Below are 25,482 nucleotides of genomic sequence, written 5' to 3'. Positions count from 1 at the left end.
TAAACAGGATTTTCATTTCAGTTCAATGCTGGACGATAGGTTGCCCGCTGCCCCGCCTTGAGCTTGAGGATATAACCAATGACTTCCGCAACCGCCTTATAGTGTTCCGGATGGATTTCCTCATCAACCTCCACGGCAGCGTGCAGGGTCCTCGCCAGGGGCGGATTCTCCAGAATGGGGATATCATGCTGCTCGGCAATCTCCCTGATTTTCAGGGCGATATTGTCCATTCCCTTGGCCACCACAACCGGGACTTCCATGGCGCCCTGCTTATATTTCATGGCCACGGCATAATGGGTCGGGTTGGTGACCACCACATCGGCCTCCGGCACCGCCGCCATCATCCGCTTGCGGGAACGTTCCATCCTGATCTGGCGCAAACGGGCCTTGACCATCGGGTCGCCGTCGGTCTGCTTCATCTCGTCCTTGACTTCCTGCTTGGTCATGCGCATCTGTTTCATAAACTGGAACCGCTGAAACAGGTAATCCAGGCCGGCAATAATCGCCATGATAAAGACCACACCACCCAGCACCCGCAACACCATCTGATAGACGATTCTGACCACTTCCGTTATGGGGAACGTCATCATCTGTTCCAGCAGGTCCCGTTCCGGCCACACCAGAAGAAAAACAACGGCTGCAACGATCGATATTTTCAGGACGGATTTGCTGATTTCGGCCAGGTTCTGCATGGAAAAAATCCGTTTCAGTCCGCCGACCGGGGAAATTTTATTCAGCTTTGGCGTTATCTTTTCCATCGACATAACCGGCCGGTGCTGGATGACTGTCCCGGCAAGTGCCCCCGCCAGAAGCAAAAGAACCGGCAAAACCAGGAAAACCCCGATATGGGACAGAAGCTGCATCAGAAAGGCCCGCAGCCCATCCGGGTCCATGGGAACTTCATAGGAAAATTCAAAAACCCGCGCCAGGGTATTCCCGACACTGCCCATGGCCGACGCGCCACTGATCAGGACCATAAGTGTCGCCGCCAGCAGGATAAAGAAGTGTTTTACCTCCTGGCTCTTTACGACCTCACCTTTCTCGAAGGCGTCCTGCAGCTTTTTGGCTGTAGGCTCTTCGGTCTTTTGCGATTGATCCTGATCTTCTGCCACAGGGGCTCCTCTATTGTATGGCTACAACAGGAAAACAGACAGGCTGTTTTCCATATGTTGCATGAACCAGGCCATGGCTGCCGCCAGCACGATTATCAGAATGATAAACCCCATCATAATATTGAGGGGCATGGCGATAAAAAATACCTGAAGCTGCGGCATCAACCGGGCAAGTATACCAAGGCCAATGTTAAAAATTAGTCCATAAACAATGAATGGCGTACCGATCTGCAGTCCGAGGGTGAAACTGTTTGCCACTGTATCCAGGACACGCCGGGCAAAGTCACTCATTTTCAGGTCTGTGCCGACCGGAAACAGCGTATAGCTGTCATGCATGGCGCCGATCATCATATGGTGCAGGTCGGTGACCAGGATCAGGGTCGTGCCCATCAGGGTCAAAAAAGCTCCCATCTGGGCGCTTTGCGCCCCCTGAACCGGGTCGAACGCCTGTGCCGTCGCCAGCCCGCTGTTCATGGCAATGATTGTCCCCGCCACATGCAGGGCACTCATCAGCAACCGGATCGTGGTCCCGATCATCAGGCCCACCACCACCTCCTGCAGCAGGAGCACAAACAGATGCATCGGTTGCTCCGGCATGACCGGAATGGCCGACTTCACCGAAATATACACCAGCAGACTGATTGCCAGCGCCATGCTCAGACGGATTCGCGGCGCAACCGCTGTTTCCCCGAGGGCCGGCAGAACCACGAACATAGCGCCGAGACGGGTAAAAACCAGCAAAAATCCGAATACTTCCTGCGGCAGATACTGACTAAACAAGACCTATGATCCGTTCGGCAATATGTTGCATGAAAGTGCCCAGGGTTTCTCCCATAAAAGGCAGGAAAAAGAACAGCGACAGGAAAATGGCGATGATCTTGGGCACGAACGTCAGGGTCATTTCCTGAATCTGGGTCAGGGCCTGGAACAGGGAGATAAACAGGCCGACAATCAGGGCGATCATCATTATCGGGCCGGCCACCTTGATCAATACCCAGATAGACTCCTGTGCCAAATCAATGACGTCTGCCCCGTTCATTTACCGATAATCCTTGTCGATTGCCCTCTGACCTCAGGTCGCCGTCCGTCAGATCGGCATGCGAATGATATCCTGATAGGCGGAAATAACCTTGTCACGTACCGCCACCACCGTTTCCAGTACCATTTCGGCATTCTGGACGCTGGTGACGACATCTACCGGATCCGCCTGTTTGTTCAGCGCCTGCACGCTGGTCGCCTCGTTCTTGGCGATCGCTTCTGCTGTTCCGCCCAAGCTCTCCTTCAGGATGTCGGAGAAGGAGCCGGCGCCTTCCGTTTCCACCGAACCGACCGGAGAAATTTTCTCAATCTTGTCGTTGATGCCGGCAGCGCCCTGGTTCTTGAGGGCACTTGCATAAGCATTTGCGGCATCCATGGCTTTAATGTTCATTGGTTAAGCTCCCTGACCTCAGGTTATCTCAGCAGATCAATGGTGCGCATGAGCATATTCTTCGAGACGTCAATGGCATTCAGGTTTGCATCATAGGAACGCTGCGCCTGTTTCATGTCGATGGCTTCCACCAGGGAATTGACGTTCGGCGTACGAATATAACCGTTTTCGTCGGCCGCCGGATGGCCCGGCTCGAACTCGAGACCGAAGTCGGACTGGTCGAACTTTACGTCATTGACCTTGACTTCCTGGATGCCAAGTTCGCGGTTCAGCTCGTTGACGAAGGTAATCACCTTGCGCCGGTACGGATCTTCACCAGGAGCATTGGCAACGGAGTTGGCGTTGGCCAGGTTTTCCGAAATCACCCGCATACGGACGGTCTGTGCCTTCATTCCGGCGGCGGATATCAGCATGGATTTTGACAGATCCATTTCAGTCTCCTAAGTCAGCTTTTCTTGCCGAGCGCGGTTTTCAGCAACCCGACCTGTTTCTTATACAGGTTGACGGCCATGGAATAGTCCATCTGGGTTTCTGTCATTTTCACCAGCTCGTCTTCCAGGTTTACCGCATTGCCATCAGGGCTTGTTGAGGAAAAACTGGCGTCGATCTCTTTGATTTCAAACATTGTTCCGTTTGAATCACCTGCATGCAGATGTTCGGCCTCGTCAGTCTGCAACTGCAGAGCGCCGTCTCCCGCATATTGGTCCACATGTGCCTTGAAGCTGACTTTCTTCAGATCCTTGGGGACATACCCCGGTGTATTGGCGTTGGCAATATTCTGTGCCAGGACCTTTTGCCGTTCGTTCAGCCATTCCATTTTTTTGCTGATCGAACTGAATATGGAAATTTTATTCAGGTCCATTTACTTCACCTTGTCTAATGTACCGTCTCCGGACATTCACAGAATCGATAAAATTCGATCTATTCGTTAACGATACAACACTACGAGGCTATTGTGGAGGGAGAAAATTAACAATCTATTAATCTCCTGCGCGGACAATAGCTGAACATATTATTATTCTGCTTTCCGGGACCGCCAGAGGCTTCTTTTATGGTTAACAATAAGTACTGTAATTTTTTTCCGCCTGTGCTTATTATCCATGCTAAGACAGAATATAACGAGAAAAAACCGGAATATATCCATAAATGACCATGGAACAGTCCCCCGATCAAACGCGCCAGACCGCTGTCGCCCTGAGCCAGGAAGGCGAGCGGGGCAACGTGCCCCGGATCACGGCCACCGGCAAAGGTGAAAACGCGGAAAAAATCCTGCAGATTGCCTTTGCCAGCGGAGTCAAGGTGCGCCAGGATGAAGATCTGGTCACCCTGTTGGACCTTTTTGACGAAGGCGACCTGATTCCCGTTGAAGCGCTACAAACGGTCACCGAAATCCTCAGCTATCTCTACCAGGAACAGGTAAACCTGGATATGGCGAGCTACGACAGGCACCGCCCCGACGTCGATCAGGCCGGTAACAGGAAGGATCACAGGTAATGGATGTCATAAGCTATGGCCAGTATCTTGTTGCCCTGTTGTTTGTTATTGCGCTGCTGTTCGGGCTCGCCTACGCGGCCAAAAAAATGGGCCTGTCCGCCCGGGTGACCATCAACTCGCCGAAAGCCAATCGCCGGCGCCTGAATATCGTCGAGATCCTGCCCATTGATACCAAACGCAAACTGATCCTGATCAGACGGGACCAGACGGAACATCTTTTAATGCTTGGAACGGAAAATGACCTTCTCGTGGAACAGAATATTCCCGTGCCCGAATCCGAAAATATAGCCAGGGAAGACACTGGGGAATGATTGATACTCTGAAAAACAGACCGGTTCTAGCGAGCCTTTTCTGCATCAGCCTGCTTTTCCTGCTTTTTTATGCCCTGCCGGCCGAGGCCCAGCAGTTCAGCATGGATCTTGGTGAAGAAGGCAGCCTGTCCGGCCGTGTTGTGCAACTGCTGCTTCTGATGACAGTGCTCAGCCTGGCGCCGGCCATTCTGGTGGTGGTAACCTCTTTCACCCGCATCATTATCGTTTTCTCCCTGCTCCGCAGCGCCATGGGCACTCAACAGACTCCGCCCAATGTGGTTCTGATCAGTCTCGCCCTGTTCCTGACCGGTTTCATCATGGCCCCGACCATCAAGGATGCCTATGATCAGGGCATCAGCCCCCTGATCAATGAACAGATCACCGAGGAGGAAGCCTTCGACCTGACGGTCCAGCCGTTCCATACCTTTATGATGCGCCATGTCCGGGAAAAGGATCTGTTGCTGTTTTTGGACCTGTCCAACACTGAACAGCCTGAAAATCCCGCTGCCACCCCCCTGCAGGTACTCGTCCCGGCCTTCATGATCAGCGAACTGAGGCGGGCCTTCGAAATCGGTTTCCTGATCTTCGTCCCCTTCATCATCATCGACCTGATTGTGGCCTCTATCCTCATGTCCATGGGCATGATGATGCTGCCGCCGGTGATGATCTCCCTGCCCTTCAAGCTGATCTTTTTCGTGCTTGTGGATGGCTGGCACCTGATCGCGGGCAGTCTGATCCAGAGCTTCAATACGGGGCTGCCCGCAGGCTAGCAGAACTTCGTAATTCCAATTTGATCTAGTTTGAATTGCTGGCAAATTCGCTGCGGTAGGCATCCATAAAGGTTTCCAGGCGATCAACACTTGCAATGCTCTGGGTCAGCCGGCGAATGTCGTCTCCGCTCCGCTGCTGCCGGGCGGTAATCACCTCGAAGGCGTCGGCATATCTGCCGTTCCGCATATGATCCATATAGTGGGTACGTACTGTTGCCAGTCCCTCATCCTCATCCGCGAGTGACAAGGCAACTGCCAGCCGGAGTACCGTCAGCCGCTCTTCCGGCGTCAGCGGCTGCTCGGACTGCCAGCGACTGCCGAGCTGGCTGTTGCTGTGGGCGATCACCTGGGGCCAGTTTTCCGACTTCCAGTAAATATCCGACCTGAGCTGCTCGACCTCAGTCCCCTGATATTCGGAAAGCATCACTTCGGCTTCCTCAAAACTGCCGAGCTCGACCAGAGCCCGCGCTTCAATCAGCCGGCGGCGACGCTCGATATCCTCGGGAGTCTGGGCCTGACGGGTAAACCGAAGTATTTTCAGGGCCTCCTGGGGCTTGTTATCGAGGATGTAGATCATGGCCAGGCGACTGGCAACGTCTGCCTGGGCAATTCCCTTGAGCCTGTGCTTGATCTGATGATCCAGTATCTCCGCCGCCTTGTCCAGAAGGTCCACCGACACCAGACGGTCTGCCAGCCTGCGGGTCATCAGGTCACCATCGGGGCCAAGCGGGGTCAGTTCCCGATAATCATTGTAGAGCGCCACGGCCTTGATCGGTGCCAGACGGTCCGCTTCCCCTTCCAGGAACAGATCCCGGTATATAGCAGACATTTCCTTTGTCAGTTCCCGGGTCTTGTCATTATTTTTAAAATAGGTTGCCGCCTGCCGCAGGGTTTCCAGCCCGGTCCGATATTCATTCTGCTGGACATAGAGTTCGCCAAGACGGGAAAGAAGTTCCAGTTCAAAGTCGTCCCCGCGCCAGGCAAAGCGCAGTTTCTCGAGACGATCGATGGCTTCTGCCGCATTGATCTTATCACTCTCCAGTTCAGAATTGACCAGTGCCAGCTTTGCCCAGGCGCTTGTCTTGCGCACGCCGGCCTTGATGACCTTGTCGTATTCCCCTTCGGCTTTTTCCCGGTTGCCGGAAAGTTCTGTCAGTTTCGCCTGCCAGTAATCAAGTTCCGTCAACTGCTCTGCAGATAGCGGATATTTACGCAGGATCGTCATCTGGTCCGCCATGAACTCCAGATCACCGGTCCGGTAGGCGGCCCGGATGGCCGACAACAGGAACCGGGCCCGGTCGCGCGGTTCATGCAGGGACAGGATGTCGGACCCCTTCCTGTAATCCGCAAGTACCTTTTCGTCCTTGCCCAAGGCTTCCTCAGCCACGGAACGCCACAGGTAGGCATCCAGCTCGGTGGCGAGTCCCTTGTGGGTGAGAAGCTTCACAGCCTCCTCATAGCGCCGCGAAAGGATGTTCGTGACCCCAAGCACCGCACGGTATTCGGGGCTTTCCAGAAGTTCCGGCTCCTGTTCCCGCATGAGTTCCAGGACACCGCGGGCGTCGGCCGCAAAGCCGTTGCCAAGATAAAACCGCGCCAGATCCCAGCGCGCCTGGTTGCGCTCATCATCGGTCACCCGGGAAAGGGCATAGAGCAGCTCACGGCGGTTCTCGTTGAAATCTGCATGACGATCCAGCCCCGCTTTCCACTTGCTCAGATCGATGAGCCGGACATCTTCTGCCGTCTGCTCGCCATCTGCCTGCTCGTCCTTTTCCATCACAAACTTGCTGGACAGGCGACTGCGGGACATGGACAACCCTTTTTCGGAGGAGATGCCAACGCCGTTTCTGTAGCGCACCAGGTCAAGCTGGTCGGAAAAAAGCTCAACAGCGATGCCCTGGGCTGTCTCCAGAACACGAAATTCCGGATATTCCCGGGATTTGATCACCCCTTGGGAAGGTTCACTCGCTGTTGCCATAAACAATCTGTCGCCCACAATCGGGTCCTTGACAGTGAATAGGGAGCCTACACCCTCAAAGGAAAAGAAGAAATTCTCGCCATTGCCGCTGCCCCGCTGCTGGCCGATATCGATGGGCAGCATCGCCACGGAGTAATTCGGCTTCAGCGCCACAGTCCAGGCGTGTTCCTCCTTGGTCGCTTTAACAAAATATCCAGGCGCGAGGGTATAGATGAAAATTGTCGCATTCTCGTGGGGAACTTCCTGAAAACTGCTGATGGTGCTGTTCGGACCGATCCAGGCAGACAGTGCAGACTGGTCAATAACCGCCTTTCCTTCGAACACAACCCAGAGAATATTGTGCCGGATAAAGACGGCGGCCTTTACTTCGCGGTCCCAGGGATAGGTCAGAACCGGCACATCCCTGGTACCGGAAACACGCACGGCGAAATCTGCATTTGAAGCCGGCGGAGCCGACTGCACCATTTGTTCGGAAAGGCTTGTTATTTTGACCGGGTCCTTCCTTACCGCATCGACATATTCTTCTTCGGCGACCTCTTCACGTTCTTCCGCCGTGGCTTGTGCCGCCACCTGGATGACATCAATAACAACCTTGTTGTCCATGACAAAGTGATGGAGCCTGCCGGGTTCGCGAAGGTCCATAGTTACCACCAGGCGACCATCTTCAATACTGTAGGACGGATCCCCGAGAAAACGCACCGGCTCAACCGGTAAAACCCCGAAGTCCGGCGTTGCAGCCTGATCAAACGTAAGCCGAAGCTTGTCGCCAATAATAGCGGCGGAATATTCCACCGGATCGTTCCAGTCAAAGACAATCCGGCTGAAGGTCGGATGGTCGCCGTTCCTGACCTGTACGGTATCCTGCGCAAAGGCGCCTGTATCCGTAAAAGCCAGGGCCAGCAGGAGGGCGAAAATGGCGATCCCGATCCTGTGGAACTGCTCTGAAAAAATATTGCGTAGATTGCCGAATGTCATCTGCCTGCTAATCTCTAGTTCTTTTCATCCTTGTGGATCATCACGTCAACACGCCGCGCCAGCACAAATCTCTGGTCCAGATCAATATTTTCGTCCAGTTCATGAAAACGGGACGATCCGTTGCCATAGGCCTCGATTGTGTTGGCGTACCCCGCCTTCTCAATCATTTTGGCGACGGTCGCCGCCCGCACCAGCGAAAGTTCCCAGTTGGAGGGATATCGCGACCCGCTTGTGGGCTCCAGGTCCGTGTGTCCGACAACCACAATCCTGTTGGGAATGTCGCGCAACGCATCCCCCAGTTCCACCATCGCGCGGTGTGCCTCTTTGTTCAGTTCCGAGCTTCCCTGTTCAAAAATCATATCAGACGGCAGGGATATGGCCAGCCGGTCATCGAGAACAGTAATGGAACTGCGCTGCAGGATTGGATCATATTGCAGTTTGTCTTCAAAAATACGTTTCAGATACACGAGGCTGAGCGCGGGTTCGCGGTAGACCAGAGCCGTCTCCACCTTTTCCCAGTCGGTGTCATCCACCTTTGCCCGTTCCGGGTTCAACTGTTCACTGAGCGCTTCCACCACGGCCTTCCACTTGGAGACCTGCACCGAATTCATGGAAAACATCAGCACAAAGAAAGTCAGGAGCAGCGCCAGCAGATCAGCAAAAATGATCATCCAGCTGTCAGCGACGGTTTTTCGGCTTTTCTGCAGCGCCGGATCGCTCATTGCGCATTTCCTTTCGCTGCTTCACTGTCACCGCGCGGCATCCCCTCGAAACCGGACAGAGTTTGCCGCGCACTGATCCGCTCACGGTTGAAGAAGGTCACTCTGATGCGGTTCTTCCCCTCACCGGCAACCCCGATGGATATCTGGTCAGGCGCAACGCCCATATCTTCCAGTTTCGTCACAATGGCTCCGGCCCGCAGGATATTGAGGTCTTTCCAGTATTGTGGACCAGCGGGAAGGCTGTCCCCTGTGCTGACCAGGAATTCTATTTCCCGCTTCTCGCTCGCGCGCCCGCCTCTGAGAAAAGAAGTCAGCTGATTGAGAAACTCCTGCTGGTCGATGCGGAACTGGGCGGTTCCCCGTTCAAAAAGGTCATTGACGGAAAAGTTTACCGAGATAATGTGGCCGCCCTTGCTGGGAAACTTGCCGTCAAACCCGACCAGGGACGCAAATACACCCTGGATCTGGTCGTAGAATTCGTCGTTGGGCGTCACCGAATCCTCGCTGGAGGTAACGTCGATGAAATCCGCATCCGGCTCAAAAGGATTTCTGAAGGCCCGGGTCACACTTTCGGTGACGGCGGATACCTTGTTCTGTTCCTGGTTGGAAATTGAGTTCATCACCATGAAAAAAGCCAGCACGATCAAATACAGGGAGACAAAAATTCCCGTGGTCTGATCTCCTGCCGACTTGTTTTCCTCTGTATCCCCCGCACTATCGGGTTCAAGCATGTTCTGTTCCATGGTAGTGACTGCCAACTTATTGTTCAGGCTTGGGTATTCTCTTTGTTAACCATAATTTTGCTAGCCTAAACAAAATTTTCGTTACAATCAATCAAAGCTGGCCAGCAGAGCGTCAATAGAATCCTGATCGTTGGCTTCATGTTCGAACTGAGGACCATGCAAAAGCTCATGATTTTCCATTTCCTCAGGCGCCTTGTCGCTCTTAACTTCTTCGGAAACTTCTGTATCGCCAATGGCTTCGGCCAGTTCTGACAGCTTTTCTTCCAGGTGTTTCAGGGTATTTACGACCTTGCTCACCCGCTGACCGGTAATATCCTGGAAACTGGAGGCTTCGAAAATCTTGGTGGAAATGGCTTCCAGCTTTTCCGCCATCTCGCCATCGGTGCCGGCGGCAAGTTCGCCGAGCTCTTCGGCAGCATCCATGATGCTGGACGCGGCTTCTTCCGTGGCGCTGACTACGGCATCAAGCTGATCGGAAGCTTCGGGGATTTTCTTTTCACTCAAATCCTTGGGGCGAATCTGGCTGATATCATTTTTCGCTTTGTCGATAAACTGCAGCAGTTCGCGAAGTTCATCCTGAAAATGAATTTCCACGAGGGCCAGGTCACCGTCTATGGAACCCATCACCTCGCCGACAATCATGGAAACGTCTTCTACAGGAACCTGGTCTCCCAGCTTTTGGCGGATATTTACGATCCTGTCTTCAAGCGCAACGATATTCGAACCCATAACTTATTCCTTGGACTTAGGCTGTTTTTTTCAAGTCGTTATATTACGGGAAAGAATAAAGAAGAGTTGTTAATGGCGGGTTAACCCCTGCCCCAACAATTCCTGGTAAGCCTTTGTTATCCTTCGATATCGGGCAACTGACGCCTGGTCGCCAGTTCGACGGTCAGTTCCTTTGCCGTCTGGGGAGACATTTTGGCAAGAATCGGCGCAACTTTCTTTTCGTTCATTTTTTCGATGATATTGATCAGGATATCCATATCCAGGTTATCAAAAATCCGCGCCGCGTCTTTCGGTTTCATGGCCGTGTAGGTCTTGACCAGGCTGTCCAGCTGGGCCTGCTCCCGCTCGTCATGGGTTTTGAGAAGAGCCTGGATCTGCGCCTCGATTTTTTTCAGTGACGCGATTTTCTGGTCAATGCGGTTTTCCGTGGCCTCCAACAGTTTTTCTCGGATATCCATTTCCTTGGCGCGCTGTTCCAGAACCTCGCGGCGATCAGCAAGCTCTTGTAACAACTGGACTTCCGAGCGGCTCCAACCGGCAACATATGAGTCGTCAGTTTCCGCACCAGAGTCTTCAGAAGCATCACCTGACTCGGTATTTTCATCCGGTTTATCCCCGGCCCCGGAGACAATGTCGGACAGATCCCGGGCCGCCGGGTTCTCCATCTCGGCGACAGGTTCCTGGTTACCCTGGGCAAAAACCTGCTCCACGCCAATGGCAAAGTCATAGGCCTTCACGCCGAAGAAGAGAACCATCACCAGAATCAGCACCGGTAAAAACCTGATTTTACTCATCATTCATTCCTATTTTCCTGCCGAAACAAGCCACTGCACCTAACGTATATTTCTCAGGTTTTCCAAAAGTTCCTCATCGTGACCTTCGGATTCATCTGTCTCGGCGTCTTCCACACCCTGGGGAGTTTCCTTCCCGGGAAGAAGTCCTTTTTCTATCCTGTCGGCCAGATTGGCGCCAACATCGGTAATAACGGAAAGCTCGTCGGCCATTTTACGCGATTTTTCCAAAAGCCCGGTTAGCCTCGCCTCTTCGTCCCCCACCGATTGCCGCAGCGCAGAGATACTCTGTTGTGCATGTGCCGTAGCTTCATTCAACTCAGTGACAATCTTTGCCATCTCGCTCTGGGCGCTGCGGAATTTCTTCAGCCGGTTGTTCAGTACGATGCAATAAACGATCAATACTGCCATAAAAATGGTAACGATACCGTCCAGAATAAACTCCATCCCCATGGCTCAGCCCTCCTGGATTTTGCGGTTGATCTGGTCAATCTTGATGGCGACATAACGGCCCATCCGGCCGATTTTGCCCCGCATCATGGGAATTCCCGAACATTTGACCTCAATATCGCCGTCCGGTACCGCATTCAGCATCATGGTTTGCCCGACTTCCAGGCCCAGCACCTCGCCCAACGTCATCTGCTGTTCATCCAGAACGGCCTCCAGGGATACATCCGTCATCATCAATTCGGACGCCAAATGGGTCTCCCAGATTGAGTCACGGCCGAATTTCTCCCCCATGTAGCGCTGGAGCAGCAGTTCACGCACCGGTTCAACCGTCGCATAGGGCAGCACAAGCTCCATGCGGCCGCCACGGTCTTCCATGTCAGCCCGCATCTTGATCAGCAGGGCCGCGTTACTGGGCTGGGCAATACTGGCAAACCGCGGGTTGGTTTCGAGGCGGTCCAGGGCAAAGGTGACCGGGCTCAGCGGCTCAAACGCCGCACAAAGGTCCTTGAGCATAACCCGGAGCATCTGCTCGACCAGGGTATGCTCGATCGTGGTATAGGGACGCCCCTCGATACGCATTGGCGCGGTCCCGCGCCGGCCGCCGAGAAGGGCATCCACCACCGAATAAATCAGGTTACTGTCAATGGTAATCAGGCCGTAGTTGTCCCATTCCTTGGCCTTGAAAACCGCCAGCATGGCCGGCAGGGGAATACTGTTCAGGTAATCACCAAACCGGATCGATGTCATATTATCGATGGAAACTTCGAAGTTGTCGGACGTAAAGTTCCTCAGCGAGGTCGACATCATGCGCACATAGCGGTCAAAGATGATGTCCAGCATGGGAAGACGTTCGTAGGCAACCAAGCCACTGTTGATCAGTGCCTGGATTCCGGACTTGGTGCTTTCGCCACCTTCATCGCCGTCAAAACCAAGAAGACTGTCGATTTCGTCCTGGTCCAGGACGCGATCGGTTCCCATGGCCGCGGCCATGTCGGATTCACCTTCTCCTTCGCCTTCATCCATACCGTCAGCGGCAGCCATGGCTTCCCATTCGGCGGCTACGGCATCATCATCAATTTCTTCTTCGTCTGACATCCATGCTATCCGTTAATCAGGATTTCTTTGAACAACACATCATGAACCCGGGTCGGATACACCGCTTCATTCACCCGGATCAGCAATTCTTCTTTCAGCCTGAACATGCCGGCCGAACCATTCAGGTCTTCCACCCGCAGTTCCCTCAGGTATACTTGGAAGTTATCAATCACCCGCGGCAATTTCAGCTTCAGGTCTTCAAGCGAACTTTGTTTGTCCACCTCAAGGGCAATAGTCAGTTTCAGGTAACTGGGTTTCCCGCCTGCCGTGCTCAGATTAACCAGCAGCGGCTCGAGGTCGAGGAACAACAGTTCCGTGGGCTCATCAGGATTCTCGTCATGGAGCTCGGCCTGCTCGGCGCCATGCTCACCTTCCGCAACCTGGTGATCGTCGCCGCCAAGAAACATAAAGGCAACCCCACCACCGATCAGCAACAGCAGCAGAGGCAGGATAACAAATAACACAAGCTTCTTGCCGCTGAATTTCTTTTGTTCGAGACCTTCGGCCAGGTCGTCGAGGTTGTCTTCGCTGTTTTCTTCGCTCATAAATTCAAACTATCCCAATCAGTTCTGCCGGTTACTACAGGCTAAACCGTAAAAGTAAAACCTGATGGTTAATAACTCGTTAGGAAAATCAGCAGTCCCTGCTACCCGTTAAAAATTTATGGTTAACATAACAGGCTCCGTCTTCAAATGGAATATGGAAGTCTTTGTCATTTTCCCCTCCTCCGGGGAAAAGATTGCCCGGCAATCCCTACCTCCCGCCGCAAAAAACACCCCGGCAACACGATCTATCCTGTTGTTTTTACTCGGTTTCGTAATTTGGCACGGGAAATGCATATAGTTCAGCGGGAACATTTGACTGGCCAGAAGGACCACAAAGATGGATACAAATATATACGTTGCACTTTCGCATCAGGTCGCCATGCGGCGACAGTTGGATATTATCGCCAACAATATTGCGAACATGGATACAACCGCTTTCAAGCGGGAATCAGTCATGTTCAAGGAATATATCGACGACATTGACGGCGATATGCCAAAGTCATTGCGGCAGGTTGCCTTTGTGCAGGACTATGGAATTTCCCGTAAAATGACCGACGGGAACTATGTCACCACCGGAAATCCCTTCGATATTGCCCTGAGCGGCGACGGCCTGTTCAAGGTCAGACGAGAGAATGGCGAAGTTGCCTATACCAGAAATGGTCACCTCGCCCTCGCCGAAGACGGCACATTGGTGGTTTCGACCGGCCAGCCCATTCTCGATGCCGACAATAACCCGATCCAGTTTCCGACACCCTCCAATTTTACCGGCGTGGAAATCGCCAGTGACGGGAATATCTGGTCAAAGGAACATGGCACCCTCGGCAAACTTGGTATCGTGACATTTGCAGATACCTCCCAGCTCAACAAAATCGGCGACAATCTGTTCAATACACAACAGGCGCCGCTCCAGGCCCAGGATTACAAAATCATCCAGGGTGTGACGGAAAGTTCCAACGTGGAGCCGATTGTGGAAATCACCAAAATGATTGAAGTCAGCCGGGCCTATACCTCCATGGCCAAACTGATGGAAGACACACAAAATGCCCAGGACCAGGCCATCAACCGCCTGACCCGCCTGACCTAGGTACGGGTAAAAGTGAGGACTGAAAAATGAAAGCACTTAGTATCGCAGCAACCGGCATGTTGGCCCAGCAGCTTAATGTGGAAGTTATTTCCAACAACATTGCCAACATGAATACCACAGGGTTCAAACGGCAGCGGGCCGAATTCCAGGACTTGTTGTATCAGAACATCGAACGTGTGGGGGCTGCCTCATCCGATACCGGAACGATTATTCCGTCAGGTATCCAGATCGGGGTTGGCGTGAAAGCCGGCGGCGTCTACCGGATCACCGAACAGGGTGAGCTGGTGAACACCAATACGCCGCTTGACCTCGCCATCAACGGATCCGGATATTTCCGGGTTATCCTGCCGTCCGGTGAGGATGCCTTTACCCGCGCCGGGTCGTTCCAGCTCAGCCCGACCGGCGAAGTCGTTACACCCGAGGGCTATACCGTCGCGCCCGGCATCACCATCCCCCTGGAAGCACGTGATATCTCCATCAACGAACAGGGGGAAGTCTCGGTCAAGATTGATGGCCAGATCGACCCTCAGGTTGTAGGCCAGTTTGAGCTGGTCACCTTCCCCAACCCTGCGGGTCTCGAGGCAACCGGCCAGAACCTGTTCCTGGAAACCCCGGCTTCCGGCTCCCAAACCATTGGCACACCGGGCACCGACGGATACGGCTCCATTGTTCAGGGTTTCCTGGAGACAGCCAACGTGAACTCGGTTGCCGAAATTACATCGCTGATTACCGCGCAGCGGGCCTATGAAATGAATTCAAAGGTCATCAGCACAGCCGACGAAATGATGAGTGTCACTTCTAACCTGAGGTAAGGGACGTAACATGTTTAGAATGAAATATGTCATCGCCACAATCCTGTATTTACTGATCTGGCTTACCGGTGGGCAGGTTGCCCTGGCCGGCATCGCCGACATCAAGCGGGAAGCCTATGTGGACAGCGAAGTGGTCACACTCGGCGATCTTTTTGAAAATCTGGAGGATATGCATGACCTGTGGGTCATGGATGCCCCTCCGCCCGGCAAGAAAGCTTATATTTCCGCCTCCTCCCTGGCCAAGCTGACCCGTCAACATGGCGTATACTGGCGAAACAACCTGGCTGTAAAACAGGTGGTCGTTTATCGCAAGGGCAAGGAAATTAGCCGGAATGACCTGGTCGAGCTGCTTACAGAGGCCGCCAAGCAAAGCATCAGTGACGGCCGGGAACACAGCGTCAGCCTTTATGGCGCCAATCAGAAAATTGTCGTGCCCCTGGACTACGGCCTCGAGGACCTGGAGGTCACAAATTTCGACCTTAACCGCAAAAACGGGCGCTTTTCTGCAACTGTTGATTATCCCGTTGGCCAGAACAGTCGTCAGTCAACCATCATTAATGGCAAACTGGTCGAAGTGGTCTATGTGCCGGCTCTCTCTAAATCCATTGCCCCGGGTACTGTCATCACAGCCCGGAATATCAAATGGGTGCCCTTGCCGCTCTATGGTTTGGGCAAGACTATCGCCCGCAGCCAGAACCAGCTTGTCGGCATGACAGTCCGGCGTCCCCTGAAATCCGAGTTGCCGATCAGGTTATCCGACCTTCAGCGGCCGGAGATTGTTCATCGTGGCAATCTGGTCAATATCACCTACGAGACGCCGAAAATGACCCTGACCGTGGTCGGAAAAGCTATGGAGAACGGCGGTGTCGGAGATGTCGTCCGGGTCATGAATGCCGCTTCACTTAAAACCATGGAAGCCCTGGTTACCGGCCCCGGCGAAGTGCAGGTCGTTGCGGCCGGCATGAACCTGGCAGCGAACTAGGAAAGGAATGTTCAAAATGAACTTTACTCGAAAAATACTCTTTATCGCCTGCGCCCTTTCTGTCTCTGCCTGTAGTGCGGTTGACCGCATCAGCAACATCGGCAAGGCGCCGGACCTGGCACCAATCGAAAGCGATGCCGTCGTTCCCCAATACAGGGCTGCAGAGAAGCAGGCCGTCGCCTATGCCCGCCAGCCGTCCGCCCAGAATACGATCAACACTTCCAACTCCCTCTGGAAAACCGGCAACAAGATGTTCTTCAAGGACCAGCGCGCCAGCCAGGTCGGTGACATTCTTACTGTGAATATCACCATTAATGACAAGGCCACGGTTGACAACACCACCACACGGTCACGCACCAATTCCGATAAAGCGGACCTGTCCAAATTCCTGGGCCTGGAATCGCACCTTGATACCATACTTCCCACTGAAGTGTCTCCAACCGACCTGGTTGACATGGGCAGCACTACATCCAATTCCGGGTCCGGGTCCGTGGACCGCAAGGAAGAAATCAACCTGACCGTCGCCGCCGTGGTGACCCAGGTTCTGCCGAACGGCAACCTGATCATTCAGGGCCGTCAGGAAGTCCGCGTGAACTATGAAGTACGTGAACTGACCGTCATGGGTGCAATCCGGCCGGAAGACATCAGTTCGACCAATACCATTGAACATACCCAGATTGCCGAGGCCAGAATCTCCTACGGCGGACGCGGACAGCTTAGCGATGTCCAGCAGCCCCGCTACGGCAGCCAGCTGTTCGATATCCTGTTCCCCTTCTAGGAAACAGAGCAACGGAATATTTGTATCTGCTGCAGTTTGCCCTGCAGCAGGGTTCCCACAAAAAAGGCCGCTCCAGAATGGAGCGGCCTTTTTTCCTGTCCGGCAGTCAGTTCAATCAGTCGTCGCGATGAACTTTCTCGTATTTTTCATGCATCTCCTGCGCTTCCAGCGTCATGGTCGCGATCGGGCGCGCGTCAAGCCGCTGCAGGCTGATCGGCTCACCGGTCACCTCGCAATATCCGTATTCCCCCTGGTCGATGCGATTCAGTGCCGCATCGATTTTGGAAATCAGCTTGCGCTGGCGATCACGGGTTCTTAATTCTACAGACCAGTCGGTTTCAGAAGAAGCCCGGTCGGCAATATCAGGTTCCTTGAGGCTGTCTTCCTGCAAATGGTTTAGGGTTTCCTTGGAATCACGAAGGATGTCTTCTTTCCAGTGAACCAGCTTCCTGCGAAAATATTCCACTTGTGTGGGATTCATGAATTCTTCGTCAGGAGAAGGAACATAGCCTTCCGGCAACTCTACGCTCATTGACCACCTCTAGAAATGGATCTGCTTTTAAATCGTCCACAACCTACTCAACTCAATGCCACTTTTCAAGCGGCTTTTGAGCGAATTTACATATTTGTCAATTGATGTAGAAAAACCAGGTTACAACTATATGACTGAATAACAGTTTTTATCTGAAAGAACGGCCTGTTACCGCCCCAGTTTGGCGAGCTCAACCTTCACTCTCAGCTCAATATCATCGAGTAAATCGTTCAATGCAGGATCGTCAAATTGATCCCTTTTCTTGCTGACAATGGTCGATATTTCCTGAAGCTTCTGTTGCGGAATATACCCCAGGAGCAAACCGTTCTGAATTGCCTCGAGATGTTCAACCAGATCCTCAGCCCGCATCAACCCCCGCGAGCGGCCTTCGGTCGCCGTTTCCGCTTCCTGCAGGGCCAGCAGACTGTTGACCGCTGTCAATGGCGCCGTGCCGCTAACCCCGCTGCTGGAAGTGGTTTCCTCCGTTCCAAGCGCCTTGTCAAAGGCGCCCTTGTCAACGCCCTTTTTCCGCTTTTTCGGGGAAACACCCGGGGTAGATATTTTACCGGGACCTTTGATCTCCATGGGAACACCTCAAGTTATTTCCTGTCCTGTTATGAATATCAGAAGGCCGGTGTCGGGAAAAGCAGAAGATCATAATTATTTGCCCGGCAAGGCTTTCCCATCACCCGGAATATTTTTCTTGTTTAAGGCCGGAAAATCCTGCCCCGGTTTCCTGCCGATTTTTTATTCCTTTATTTTCAATAACTTAAGATGACCAGAAAAAGACCTGATAACTGGCACGGCTTTTGCGAGGGAAAGCCCGAATAATAATATTTATACCAGGTAAGAGATGACTACAGGACGTAAAAGCACCCTATTCTGTCTGAGCAGAAGATCAGGAAAGACCGGAAAGCGCAGTTTGTTCTCCGGCCTTCTCACCGTTGTTTTAATCCTGCTGACATCCTTCCCCGTCCACTCCGCCTCCCGCATCAAGGATCTCGTCGCGGTGGAAGGCGTGCGGGAAAACCAGCTTGTCGGCTACGGCCTTGTGGTCGGTCTCAACGGTACCGGTGACACCCTCAGAAACGCGCCGTTTACGCAGCAAAGCCTCACGGCCATGCTGGAACGGCTCGGCATCAACACCCGCGACGCCATTATGAAAACGGACAATACGGCCGCCGTCATGGTTACTGCCAGCCTGCCGCCGTTTGCGCGCAAAGGCTCACGGATTGATGTTTCCATCAGTTCGCTTGGCGATGCCGACGACCTGCGGGGCGGCACCTTGATCGTCACCCCGCTGATGGGCGCCGACGGCGAAGTCTATGCGGTTGCCCAGGGTTCCCTGCAGATCGCCGGTTTTTCCGCCGGCGGCGATGCGGAATCAGTCACCACCGGCGTACCCACTTCCGGTCGCATTCCCAATGGTGCTGTTATCGAGCGGGAACTGAGCTACAGCATGAACAACCTGAACGGGCTGAACCTGTCCCTGCGCAATCCGGACTTTACCACAGCCCGCCGCATCGCCGAGGTGATCAACAAGGAACTGGGAATGAATATCGCCGATCCCGTCGATCCGGCCACAATTCGGATTCAGAAACCGCTGGGGTATCAGCAGGACATTGTTTCCCTGGTCACCGATATCGAGCAGCTTTATGTCACTCCCGACCAGAAGGCCCGTGTCGTGATCGACGAAAAATCAGGCATCATCGTGATCGGGCATGAAGTCCGGGTTAGCGAAGTGGCGATCGCCCAGGGTAACCTGACAATCCGGGTCACCGAAACACCGCAGGTGTCGCAGCCGGCTCCCTTTGCCCAGGGTGGACAAACCCAGGTCGTGCCGCGGACACAGGTCGAGGTAGACCAGGGCAACAGTGAAAAACTTGCCCTGCTTCATCCGGGTGTCAACCTGCAGGATCTGGTCGACGGTCTGAACGCTCTGGGCATTGGTCCCCGGGACATGATCGCGATCCTCCAGGCCCTGAAGGTATCCGGCGCCCTGCACGCGGAAATCGAGGTGATGTAATGGAGACAAACATCTTTACATTGCCCGCCAAGGCTTCCCTGCGACAGGCCGTCAATGCACCGCAAACCGTGCAGCAAAAAGCTGCGCGCAAAGCCGCTGACGAATTCGAGGCGGTCTTCCTGGCCGACATCCTGAAGAATATGTCCGTGGGACTTGATCCCAATGGTCCCTTTGGCGGCGGCCATTCCGAAGAAATGTTCAAGGACATGCTGAATGAGCAAATCGCCAACAGTATTTCCAGAAACGGCGGCATCGGATTATCGGATGCCGTTTACCGGGAAATTCTCAAAGCCCAGGAAGCAGCCCCCCACCAGGAATAAAGTGGAAAGACAATGACCGAACTGCAAAACATGAACCAAGGCGTTATCTCCTCCCTGATCGAAACCACCAGGGAACTGACTTCTGTTATCCGCCAGGAAATGAACCTGCTTAAGGAAAAGCGACCGGCGGAAATAAAGTCACTGAACGAAACCAAGAATGGTCTTCTTACCGCCTACCAGGAGAAACTGGAACAATTGAACCGGAATGGCGGTTTCAAGGCAGCGGGCACAGGTGAAATCGTCCGGCGCTTTAAAAAAGAACATGAAACCTTCCAGAGTGTGTTGAAGCAGCATAAATCCCTGCTCTTCTCCCTGAAAACCGTTTCGGAAAAAATGATCAAGGTCATCGGCGATGAAGTCGCCCTCCAGTCTGCCCCCAGCCAGGCCTATGGCGCCAACGCAAAAATACAGTCTCCCAGAGGGAGCAAAACACCAACCACATTGACATTAAATAAAACCATATAAAAGTTCTCTTACTTTGGGTCTTCCAACAAGGGCTTCGGCCCTTTTTTTTTGCCCGGAAAACACCCGGATTCTCCGTGTTTGACAGGCAAAAATCACTAGGCAAAAAAGACCTTCATTCCCTTCCCTGGCCGCTCTGCAATGCAAGCTTTTCCCCCCAATGGGGAACATATTACCCACTGTGTCTATTTACCGTCATTTTTTATTTTTTTCTCCTTATATTACAAAGGGTTATGCATTCATCTTAAATTGGCACGCTTATTGCAAATACATGTCCAGCAACAAGTTTTGCATTGAATGTAACAGCCAGAATACTTGTAGGATAAGGAGAGCAATATGTCCTTTTCAGTTAACACAAATGCCAGTGCCCTGTCGGCGCTGTTGAACCTGAATAAAACCACCACCGATCTGGAAACGGTTCAGACCAGAATTAACACCGGCCTCAAAATTTCCTCAGCGAAGGACAATGCGGCCATCTTCTCCATTGCCCAGGGCCTGCGCGCCGACCTGAAAGGGTATAACGCCGTCAAGCAGAGCCTTGACCGTTCCATCAGTACGGTAGATATCGCCCTGGCGGCAGGCGGATCCATTTCCGATCTGCTCATTGAGATGAAAGAGAAAGCTGTTGCCGCGGCGGACTCAGGCCTCGACCAGACCAGCCGTGACGCCCTGGCCGAAGACTTTGAAGCCCTGAGGGACCAAATCACGACGATTATCAACAACGCCGAATTCAACGGCACCAACATTCTCGACAGCGGCGCCGACGTAATTGTGGCCATCACCAACCCGGATGCAACTCAGACGATCACCGTCGATCATCAGAATTTGACACTCGGCGGCCCCAATATCACCTTTACTGCCGGCGCGACCATCAACACGCAGACACTCGCCGCAGCTATGGTGTCTACCGTGGACACTGCCCTCGACAATGTGAACTCCGTTCTGACATCGCTCGGCGCAGGTGGCAAATCCCTTGAAGCCCAGCGCGTCTTCTCCGACAAAATTGCCGACACCATCGAGGTCGGTATCGGAAACCTGGTGGACGCGGATATGGCCAAGGAAAGCGCCAACCTGCAATCGCTCCAGGTAAAACAGCAATTGGGCGTCCAGGCGCTCTCCATCGCCAACCAGGCACCGCAGGCTATCCTGAACCTGTTCGGCGGCTAACCGTTTTAGTCACGTATTCTGGCAAAAAAAGACCGGCAGGATCTGCCGGTCTTTTTCATTTTTTGAACTGTCTTTATATAATTCTAAAATTATATAATTCTAGAGTTTTTTCAGCAGATCGTTGAAGGTATCGTCGTCCATCCATTCCGTGTTGTTGTCACTGGAATAATGAAACCCTTCAGAAACCGGCTTGGCCCCCATTTTTCCGTAATAGTCTTTATCCCAGAACGTAAACTGTGGGGTGATGATGTAGCGATCTTCCAGTTCAATGGTTTCCCGGCCGTCATCCTTGGTGATCATCTGCTCATGCAGTTTCTCACCCGGACGGATACCGATTTCCCGGTGCGGCAGGTCCGGCGCCATACAGCGTGCCATATCCGTTACTTTCATGCTGGGCAATTTCGGCACATAGATTTCCCCGCCCTGCATCACGGAAAGGCAACTGAGGACAAAATCCACGCCTTGGGGCAGTGTGATCCAGAACCGGGTCATTCTGGAGTCGGTAATGGGCAGTTCCTTTGCTCCGCTGTCAATCAGGTTGCGGAAAAAGGGAATAACCGATCCCCGTGACCCCATCACATTGCCGTAGCGAACCACTGAACAGGAAAAATCCTGAGCGCCGCCCAGCGCATTGGCGGCGACAAATATCTTATCCGAGGCGAGCTTGGACGCCCCGTAAAGGTTGATCGGGCTCGCCGCCTTGTCCGTGGACAGGGCAACAATTTTCGTCACGCCGGCGGCCAGCGCCGCCTCAGCCACATTCTGCGCCCCCATGATGTTGGTTTTGATGCATTCAAACGGGTTATATTCTGCAATGGGCACATGCTTGAGGGCAGCGGCATGGATAACATAATCCACGCCCCTGAAGGCCAGGGTCATGCGTTTAACATCACGGACATCACCGATGAAAAACCGCAGTTTCTTGTACTGGGGATGACCGGAGAACTCCTTGTCCATCTCATATTGTTTCAGCTCATCGCGGGAAAAAATGGCTAACCTGCGAACTTCAGAGTGATCAAGCAAGGTTCGCACAAAGCTTTTCCCAAAGGATCCGGTGCCCCCTGTAACCAACAGGCTTTTGCCCTTCAGAAAATCGAGATTGGTACGAAAATTCCGTATTATTGAGGAAGCCATTTCTTTTCATTCCCTAAGTATGTTACTCTTTCAAGTATAAGGAAAAATGCTGTAAAGACAAAGCCTTAATATTATCAGAATAGAAGTGGATCTGCACAGAATGACCGGCACCCCGCAAGAAGAAGATATTTTCCTGAGAGGTAAGATCGTCTGTCTCCGCCAACCCGACGTACAAAAGGATGTGCTGGAGGGGCATTGGCACAGCTGGTTCAACGATGCGGAAACCACCCGCTATCTGATTCACGGCGTTTTCCCGGTCAACCGGGAACAACAGGCCAAATTTGTCCAGACAGAAATCGACAACCCCAATTCCCTGCTGCTCGTTGCCATCGAACGGGAGACCGGGCGGCATATCGGCATTGTCTGCCTGAAAGATATCAACCATATGCTCCGCAGTGCCAGCCTGAGCATCGTCTTCGGCGAGCGGGATGTGAAAGGCGCCGCGCTGGAAGCCGTTGCCCTGCTCACCAAACACGCCTTTGACCGGATCAACCTGCAACGGGTTTACGCCGGGCAGAATGCGGCACTGTGGCGCTGGATGAATAGCCTGGAACTGATTGGCTATCAGATTGAGGGCTATCATCAGAATTTCGGCGTTCGCGATGGAAGTCCTTATGATACAATAACTTACGCAATCACATCCGACAGATTCTATAGCCTGGAAAGGAAACGAAGCGGCAACATCTGCACCGACGATCTGGGCCAGCTTTACGAACGAAGATCGTCAGACAACCGTACCGAAAAGGTCAGGCGCTTTTTTGAGGACCTTTATTCAGAACCAGAGGAATAAGCCGCAAGACCGGTGTTCCGAATACCTCGGCTTCCCTGAGTAAAGCCGAGCGCATCCCGGCCACCAGGTCCGCCGCCCTGACCGCATCCTGTGACAATCCTTGATTATTGATCATAATCGTCAGACCTAGCTGTGATTTGTCCGGATAGGCATCATATTTTCCCGGCGTATCCTTGGGATGCATCCGGATCACGAGCCGGAAGGGCCCGGACAGACCGCTGGCAGCAGCCAGCTCCTCCAGCCCATCAATCAGGTAATCAAGACACTCAAATTCGCTGACCTTGTCTTCAAATCCGGCCAGTCCGATTTCCGAAATATAGTCGGAAGCAAAGAGGATGATTGATTCACCTGGCTGGCTATTCCAGGCCGACCAGATATCACGGACTGCTTCGGGATTGTCCTGTCGGCCAAGATAACCCGCATACAGGTCGCCGGTGATATGTATATGGTCCGCCGGAAAATCCATGCCCGAAAGGTCAGCTGCGGACTGGCGATCGAAGACATAAACATGGTCAGGGAATATTTTCCCGCCTGTCGCATCCAGAAAGCGGTCCTGAACATGATCGGCAGAATCCAGAAAAGCCGCACTTGGGATATCCTGGCTTCTGGCCTGTCGCCAGACCTCCTGCTCGGAGTGATCATCCACATGGCCGGTGGCAGTCAGCACCAGGTCCGGGACGAAGTCCTCAAACAAGCGCCCAAGGCCCACCTCCGCCCAGTCGTGATAGTCCGCGTCAAGCCGTTTCCAGATGTCCCGGGCATAATCCTTGGCCACAATCCTGATTGCCGGGATGGCTGCCGAGAGCCCCAATGGCGCGAAAATCTGCCTGTCCTGCCGGTTGGCGGATAGCAACAAGTCCCGCACCGCGACCAGCTGGTTGGTGCCGCCGGGATCCCGGCTGAACAGAAGGATTTTCTGGGGGTTATTGCCCGTCAACCGCCTTCAACTCCTCGAGATTTTCCGCAACCTTGTGGAAAGCTGTCGCCACGTCATCCAGATCCTTTTCACTCAGCGACGGCCGGATCAGTTCGTGGGTAATCACGGTGGCATGCGCGTCTTCCACATTGGGGCACATGCCCGCCTTATAGTCCTGTTCTCCCTTATAATGGGGACATTTGAACGGGCACTGCACCGATCCATAGGCGATTTGTTCCCGGAACATGGGATAGAGATAAATGGGTTTCACATAGCCCTGGCCGATCAGGGCGCCTTCCCCTTCCCGGAGCCTCATTTCCGGCAATTCAGCCCGCACCGCCCGGACGAAAGCGTCCCGGCTGACCCCGGTTTCGCTTTCCACATAGCGCATCACATGCATGTAATAGGAATGTTCCACATAATCGGGCACCTCAGGCAGGCGCAGCCCCGGGATATCCTTCAGCTTTTCCGACAGGTAGGCCACATTGCGGCGCCGCTTGGCCACCAGTTCCGCACTTTTCTCGTTCTGGACCACAGCGATCGCCGCCTCAATCTCGCCGAGGCGGAAATTAAAGCCAACCATATTGACCAGGCTGTCCACTTCCCGGCCCTGCAGCACAGCTTCCGCATGGTTGCGGATCAGCTGCAACCGATCACAATAGCTATCGTCATTGGTGGTGATAACGCCACCCTCGCCGGAATGAATATGCTTGTGGTAATTGAGCGAGAAGACTCCCATATGGCCGAGGGTGCCGACCGGGCGCCCCTTATAGGTCGCGCAGGGTGCCTGGGCGCAGTCCTCGATCACCACCAGGTCATGCTCCCGGGCGATTTCCATAATGCCGTCCATTTCCGCCGGTTGGCCGAAAATATGCACCACGATGATGGCTTTGGTCCGCGGGGTCAGTGCCTGGCGGATAGTTTCCGGCGAAATGCAGTAGCTTTTGGGATCGACATCGGCAAACACCGGTACCGCATTAAAGGCAATCGCCGCCGTCACCGAGGCGGCCATGGTATAGGGTGAGACAATGACCTCGTCTCCCGGGCCGACACCGGCGGCACCGACAGCGGCATAAAGCCCGCTTGTGCAGCTGTTGACGGAGATGGCGTGTTTGGCCTGATAGTCCCGGGCCCATTGTTTTTCAAACGCCTGGACTTCCGGCCCGCCATAGAAATCCTTGTGCCAGACGCCAAGGAATTTTGACAGCACTCCGCTGTCCAGGACTTCCATGACCTTTTTCTTTTCCGCTTCGCCGATGTAATTGTGAGCCGGAAAATGCTCAGATCTTACGGGCGTTCCGCCTAGTAATGCCAGCTGTGACATATCCTGATCCT

The 25,482-nt window shown here is 53.5% G+C and carries 31 protein-coding genes; 12 read left to right on the top strand and 19 right to left on the bottom strand.

The genetic code is table 11. The features are described 5' to 3' along the window. Window positions 1–17: 17 nt before the first annotated feature. The 6 genes from flhB to flgB are packed head-to-tail and all read right to left on the bottom strand — an operon-like array spanning window position 18 to window position 3,403. Window positions 18–1,112 (bottom strand): flagellar biosynthesis protein FlhB, encoded by a 1,095-nt coding sequence (gene flhB, locus FIV46_RS01890; RefSeq protein ID WP_139938106.1) that lies wholly within the window; start codon window positions 1,110–1,112, stop codon window positions 18–20. Window positions 1,113–1,133: 21 nt separating this feature from the next. Next, window positions 1,134–1,892 carry a flagellar biosynthetic protein FliR gene (gene fliR, locus FIV46_RS01885; RefSeq protein ID WP_139938105.1) on the bottom strand — a complete coding sequence of 253 codons (759 nt, stop codon included), beginning with the start codon at window positions 1,890–1,892 and terminating at the stop codon, window positions 1,134–1,136. Then, on the bottom strand, window positions 1,885–2,151 hold the full coding sequence (fliQ, locus tag FIV46_RS01880) for a flagellar biosynthesis protein FliQ (RefSeq protein WP_139938104.1): 267 nt from the start codon (window positions 2,149–2,151) through the stop codon (window positions 1,885–1,887). Before fliQ ends, fliR begins: the two co-directional genes overlap by 8 nt. A gap of 48 nt (window positions 2,152–2,199) precedes the next feature. Beyond that, on the bottom strand, window positions 2,200–2,541 hold the full coding sequence (gene fliE, locus FIV46_RS01875; RefSeq protein ID WP_246056839.1) for a flagellar hook-basal body complex protein FliE: 342 nt from the start codon (window positions 2,539–2,541) through the stop codon (window positions 2,200–2,202). Window positions 2,542–2,564: 23 nt separating this feature from the next. Then, on the bottom strand, window positions 2,565–2,972 hold the full coding sequence (flgC, locus tag FIV46_RS01870; protein WP_139938103.1) for a flagellar basal body rod protein FlgC: 408 nt from the start codon (window positions 2,970–2,972) through the stop codon (window positions 2,565–2,567). 14 nt (window positions 2,973–2,986) lie between these two features. Further along, complete coding sequence (gene flgB, locus FIV46_RS01865; RefSeq protein ID WP_139938102.1) at window positions 2,987–3,403, bottom strand: flagellar basal body rod protein FlgB; 417 nt, start codon at window positions 3,401–3,403, stop codon at window positions 2,987–2,989. 284 nt (window positions 3,404–3,687) lie between these two features. On the opposite strand from flgB, the gene FIV46_RS01860 reads away from it, so the two are divergent. The 3 genes from FIV46_RS01860 to fliP are packed head-to-tail and all read left to right on the top strand — an operon-like array spanning window position 3,688 to window position 5,116. Further along, complete coding sequence (locus tag FIV46_RS01860) at window positions 3,688–4,035, top strand: EscU/YscU/HrcU family type III secretion system export apparatus switch protein (protein ID WP_139938101.1); 348 nt, start codon at window positions 3,688–3,690, stop codon at window positions 4,033–4,035. Beyond that, window positions 4,035–4,346 (top strand): FliO/MopB family protein, encoded by a 312-nt coding sequence (locus FIV46_RS01855; RefSeq protein ID WP_139938100.1) that lies wholly within the window; start codon window positions 4,035–4,037, stop codon window positions 4,344–4,346. Before FIV46_RS01860 ends, FIV46_RS01855 begins: the two co-directional genes overlap by 1 nt. After that, on the top strand, window positions 4,343–5,116 hold the full coding sequence (gene fliP, locus FIV46_RS01850; protein WP_139938099.1) for a flagellar type III secretion system pore protein FliP: 774 nt from the start codon (window positions 4,343–4,345) through the stop codon (window positions 5,114–5,116). The genes FIV46_RS01855 and fliP overlap by 4 nt, the downstream gene beginning before the upstream one ends. A 25-nt stretch (window positions 5,117–5,141) precedes the next feature. Here the strand turns inward: fliP and FIV46_RS01845 are convergent, their stop codons facing one another. The 8 genes from FIV46_RS01845 to FIV46_RS01810 form a co-directional block, all read right to left on the bottom strand. Next, a complete protein-coding gene (locus FIV46_RS01845) occupies window positions 5,142–8,069 on the bottom strand; it encodes a tetratricopeptide repeat protein (protein WP_139938098.1) in 2,928 nt (975 codons plus the stop codon). 14 nt (window positions 8,070–8,083) lie between these two features. After that, window positions 8,084–8,791 (bottom strand): OmpA/MotB family protein, encoded by a 708-nt coding sequence (locus FIV46_RS01840; protein WP_139938097.1) that lies wholly within the window; start codon window positions 8,789–8,791, stop codon window positions 8,084–8,086. After that, window positions 8,788–9,522: an OmpA family protein gene (locus tag FIV46_RS01835; protein WP_139938096.1), complete on the bottom strand. Its 735-nt coding sequence runs from the start codon at window positions 9,520–9,522 to the stop codon at window positions 8,788–8,790. The genes FIV46_RS01840 and FIV46_RS01835 overlap by 4 nt, the downstream gene beginning before the upstream one ends. A gap of 99 nt (window positions 9,523–9,621) precedes the next feature. Further along, window positions 9,622–10,263, bottom strand: coding sequence for a protein phosphatase CheZ (locus FIV46_RS01830; protein ID WP_139938095.1), 642 nt, complete (start codon window positions 10,261–10,263; stop codon window positions 9,622–9,624). A 116-nt stretch (window positions 10,264–10,379) separates the two neighbouring features. Next, complete coding sequence (locus FIV46_RS01825) at window positions 10,380–11,057, bottom strand: MotE family protein (RefSeq protein WP_181163010.1); 678 nt, start codon at window positions 11,055–11,057, stop codon at window positions 10,380–10,382. 39 nt (window positions 11,058–11,096) lie between these two features. After that, complete coding sequence (locus FIV46_RS01820) at window positions 11,097–11,507, bottom strand: DUF6468 domain-containing protein (RefSeq protein WP_139938093.1); 411 nt, start codon at window positions 11,505–11,507, stop codon at window positions 11,097–11,099. Window positions 11,508–11,510: 3 nt separating this feature from the next. Continuing rightward, complete coding sequence (gene fliM / locus FIV46_RS01815; RefSeq protein WP_139938092.1) at window positions 11,511–12,599, bottom strand: flagellar motor switch protein FliM; 1,089 nt, start codon at window positions 12,597–12,599, stop codon at window positions 11,511–11,513. Between the two features lie 5 nt (window positions 12,600–12,604). After that, entirely contained in the window at window positions 12,605–13,144 is a 540-nt protein-coding gene (locus FIV46_RS01810) for a flagellar basal body-associated FliL family protein (protein ID WP_139938091.1), read from the bottom strand. A 337-nt stretch (window positions 13,145–13,481) separates the two neighbouring features. On the opposite strand from FIV46_RS01810, the gene flgF reads away from it, so the two are divergent. The 4 genes from flgF to flgH are packed head-to-tail and all read left to right on the top strand — an operon-like array spanning window position 13,482 to window position 16,800. After that, entirely contained in the window at window positions 13,482–14,228 is a 747-nt protein-coding gene (flgF, locus tag FIV46_RS01805) for a flagellar basal-body rod protein FlgF (protein WP_139938090.1), read from the top strand. 26 nt (window positions 14,229–14,254) lie between these two features. Further along, window positions 14,255–15,040, top strand: a complete 786-nt coding sequence (gene flgG / locus FIV46_RS01800; RefSeq protein WP_139938089.1) for a flagellar basal-body rod protein FlgG — start codon at window positions 14,255–14,257, stop codon at window positions 15,038–15,040. 10 nt (window positions 15,041–15,050) lie between these two features. Continuing rightward, a complete protein-coding gene (flgA, locus tag FIV46_RS01795; RefSeq protein WP_139938088.1) occupies window positions 15,051–16,022 on the top strand; it encodes a flagellar basal body P-ring formation chaperone FlgA in 972 nt (323 codons plus the stop codon). A gap of 16 nt (window positions 16,023–16,038) precedes the next feature. Next, on the top strand, window positions 16,039–16,800 hold the full coding sequence (gene flgH, locus FIV46_RS01790) for a flagellar basal body L-ring protein FlgH (protein WP_219845822.1): 762 nt from the start codon (window positions 16,039–16,041) through the stop codon (window positions 16,798–16,800). Between the two features lie 115 nt (window positions 16,801–16,915). Here the strand turns inward: flgH and dksA are convergent, their stop codons facing one another. Both dksA and FIV46_RS01780 read right to left on the bottom strand, forming a co-directional pair. Continuing rightward, complete coding sequence (dksA, locus tag FIV46_RS01785; protein ID WP_139938086.1) at window positions 16,916–17,332, bottom strand: RNA polymerase-binding protein DksA; 417 nt, start codon at window positions 17,330–17,332, stop codon at window positions 16,916–16,918. Window positions 17,333–17,500: 168 nt separating this feature from the next. Further along, complete coding sequence (locus tag FIV46_RS01780) at window positions 17,501–17,917, bottom strand: flagellar assembly protein FliX (RefSeq protein WP_139938085.1); 417 nt, start codon at window positions 17,915–17,917, stop codon at window positions 17,501–17,503. Window positions 17,918–18,254: 337 nt separating this feature from the next. Here FIV46_RS01780 and FIV46_RS01775 point away from each other — a divergent pair, with 337 nt between their 5' ends. The 4 genes from FIV46_RS01775 to FIV46_RS01760 all read left to right on the top strand — a co-directional run bounded on the left by FIV46_RS01775 (window position 18,255) and on the right by FIV46_RS01760 (window position 21,307). Continuing rightward, complete coding sequence (locus tag FIV46_RS01775; protein WP_219845821.1) at window positions 18,255–19,358, top strand: flagellar basal body P-ring protein FlgI; 1,104 nt, start codon at window positions 18,255–18,257, stop codon at window positions 19,356–19,358. Next, window positions 19,358–19,678, top strand: coding sequence for a rod-binding protein (locus FIV46_RS01770; RefSeq protein ID WP_139938083.1), 321 nt, complete (start codon window positions 19,358–19,360; stop codon window positions 19,676–19,678). Before FIV46_RS01775 ends, FIV46_RS01770 begins: the two co-directional genes overlap by 1 nt. A 12-nt stretch (window positions 19,679–19,690) precedes the next feature. After that, entirely contained in the window at window positions 19,691–20,143 is a 453-nt protein-coding gene (locus tag FIV46_RS01765) for a hypothetical protein (protein WP_139938082.1), read from the top strand. Between the two features lie 333 nt (window positions 20,144–20,476). After that, the gene (locus FIV46_RS01760; RefSeq protein WP_139938081.1) at window positions 20,477–21,307 is read left to right on the top strand and encodes a flagellin; all 831 of its coding nucleotides are present in this window, start codon (window positions 20,477–20,479) and stop codon (window positions 21,305–21,307) included. 99 nt (window positions 21,308–21,406) lie between these two features. Here FIV46_RS01760 and pseB read toward each other — a convergent pair whose 3' ends face one another. Continuing rightward, the gene (pseB, locus tag FIV46_RS01755) at window positions 21,407–22,441 is read right to left on the bottom strand and encodes a UDP-N-acetylglucosamine 4,6-dehydratase (inverting) (RefSeq protein WP_139938080.1); all 1,035 of its coding nucleotides are present in this window, start codon (window positions 22,439–22,441) and stop codon (window positions 21,407–21,409) included. Between the two features lie 85 nt (window positions 22,442–22,526). Between pseB and FIV46_RS01750 the strand changes: the two genes are divergently transcribed. Then, entirely contained in the window at window positions 22,527–23,231 is a 705-nt protein-coding gene (locus FIV46_RS01750) for a GNAT family N-acetyltransferase (RefSeq protein WP_139938079.1), read from the top strand. Here FIV46_RS01750 and FIV46_RS01745 read toward each other — a convergent pair. Together FIV46_RS01745 and FIV46_RS01740 are read right to left on the bottom strand one after the other, a co-directional pair. Further along, complete coding sequence (locus FIV46_RS01745) at window positions 23,188–24,168, bottom strand: hypothetical protein (RefSeq protein ID WP_139938078.1); 981 nt, start codon at window positions 24,166–24,168, stop codon at window positions 23,188–23,190. The genes FIV46_RS01750 and FIV46_RS01745 overlap by 44 nt on opposite strands. Next, the gene (locus FIV46_RS01740; RefSeq protein ID WP_139938077.1) at window positions 24,155–25,471 is read right to left on the bottom strand and encodes a DegT/DnrJ/EryC1/StrS family aminotransferase; all 1,317 of its coding nucleotides are present in this window, start codon (window positions 25,469–25,471) and stop codon (window positions 24,155–24,157) included. The genes FIV46_RS01745 and FIV46_RS01740 overlap by 14 nt, the downstream gene beginning before the upstream one ends. Window positions 25,472–25,482: the final 11 nt, after the last annotated feature.

Origin of the sequence: Emcibacter nanhaiensis, assembly GCF_006385175.1 — a bacterium.
GTDB classification, from domain to species: Bacteria; Pseudomonadota; Alphaproteobacteria; order Sphingomonadales; family Emcibacteraceae; genus Emcibacter; species Emcibacter nanhaiensis.
Note: the sequence above shows the minus strand (reverse complement) of the source record. Positions and strands in the feature narration are given on the sequence as shown.

Excerpts from the sequence above, each read along its gene's own strand:
- FIV46_RS01835 (WP_139938096.1), bottom strand. The coding sequence starts at position 9,522 with ATGCTTGAACCCGATAGTGCGGGGGATACAGAGGAAAACAAGTCGGCA.
- flgH (WP_219845822.1), top strand. The coding sequence starts at position 16,039 with ATGAACTTTACTCGAAAAATACTCTTTATCGCCTGCGCCCTTTCTGTC.
- FIV46_RS01855 (WP_139938100.1), top strand. The coding sequence starts at position 4,035 with ATGGATGTCATAAGCTATGGCCAGTATCTTGTTGCCCTGTTGTTTGTT.
- FIV46_RS01810 (WP_139938091.1), bottom strand. The coding sequence starts at position 13,144 with ATGAGCGAAGAAAACAGCGAAGACAACCTCGACGACCTGGCCGAAGGT.
- FIV46_RS01760 (WP_139938081.1), top strand. The coding sequence starts at position 20,477 with ATGTCCTTTTCAGTTAACACAAATGCCAGTGCCCTGTCGGCGCTGTTG.
- FIV46_RS01845 (WP_139938098.1), bottom strand. The coding sequence starts at position 8,069 with ATGACATTCGGCAATCTACGCAATATTTTTTCAGAGCAGTTCCACAGG.
- pseB (WP_139938080.1), bottom strand. The coding sequence starts at position 22,441 with ATGGCTTCCTCAATAATACGGAATTTTCGTACCAATCTCGATTTTCTG.
- flgC (WP_139938103.1), bottom strand. The coding sequence starts at position 2,972 with ATGGATCTGTCAAAATCCATGCTGATATCCGCCGCCGGAATGAAGGCA.
- FIV46_RS01820 (WP_139938093.1), bottom strand. The coding sequence starts at position 11,507 with ATGGGGATGGAGTTTATTCTGGACGGTATCGTTACCATTTTTATGGCA.
- fliM (WP_139938092.1), bottom strand. The coding sequence starts at position 12,599 with ATGTCAGACGAAGAAGAAATTGATGATGATGCCGTAGCCGCCGAATGG.
- FIV46_RS01860 (WP_139938101.1), top strand. The coding sequence starts at position 3,688 with ATGACCATGGAACAGTCCCCCGATCAAACGCGCCAGACCGCTGTCGCC.
- flgF (WP_139938090.1), top strand. The coding sequence starts at position 13,482 with ATGGATACAAATATATACGTTGCACTTTCGCATCAGGTCGCCATGCGG.
- FIV46_RS01825 (WP_181163010.1), bottom strand. The coding sequence starts at position 11,057 with ATGAGTAAAATCAGGTTTTTACCGGTGCTGATTCTGGTGATGGTTCTC.
- flgB (WP_139938102.1), bottom strand. The coding sequence starts at position 3,403 with ATGGACCTGAATAAAATTTCCATATTCAGTTCGATCAGCAAAAAAATG.
- FIV46_RS01740 (WP_139938077.1), bottom strand. The coding sequence starts at position 25,471 with ATGTCACAGCTGGCATTACTAGGCGGAACGCCCGTAAGATCTGAGCAT.
- FIV46_RS01770 (WP_139938083.1), top strand. The coding sequence starts at position 19,358 with ATGGAGACAAACATCTTTACATTGCCCGCCAAGGCTTCCCTGCGACAG.
- fliE (WP_246056839.1), bottom strand. The coding sequence starts at position 2,541 with ATGAACATTAAAGCCATGGATGCCGCAAATGCTTATGCAAGTGCCCTC.
- FIV46_RS01830 (WP_139938095.1), bottom strand. The coding sequence starts at position 10,263 with ATGGGTTCGAATATCGTTGCGCTTGAAGACAGGATCGTAAATATCCGC.
- flgA (WP_139938088.1), top strand. The coding sequence starts at position 15,051 with ATGTTTAGAATGAAATATGTCATCGCCACAATCCTGTATTTACTGATC.
- fliQ (WP_139938104.1), bottom strand. The coding sequence starts at position 2,151 with ATGAACGGGGCAGACGTCATTGATTTGGCACAGGAGTCTATCTGGGTA.
- FIV46_RS01765 (WP_139938082.1), top strand. The coding sequence starts at position 19,691 with ATGACCGAACTGCAAAACATGAACCAAGGCGTTATCTCCTCCCTGATC.
- FIV46_RS01840 (WP_139938097.1), bottom strand. The coding sequence starts at position 8,791 with ATGAGCGATCCGGCGCTGCAGAAAAGCCGAAAAACCGTCGCTGACAGC.
- fliP (WP_139938099.1), top strand. The coding sequence starts at position 4,343 with ATGATTGATACTCTGAAAAACAGACCGGTTCTAGCGAGCCTTTTCTGC.
- dksA (WP_139938086.1), bottom strand. The coding sequence starts at position 17,332 with ATGAGCGTAGAGTTGCCGGAAGGCTATGTTCCTTCTCCTGACGAAGAA.
- FIV46_RS01780 (WP_139938085.1), bottom strand. The coding sequence starts at position 17,917 with ATGGAGATCAAAGGTCCCGGTAAAATATCTACCCCGGGTGTTTCCCCG.
- flgG (WP_139938089.1), top strand. The coding sequence starts at position 14,255 with ATGAAAGCACTTAGTATCGCAGCAACCGGCATGTTGGCCCAGCAGCTT.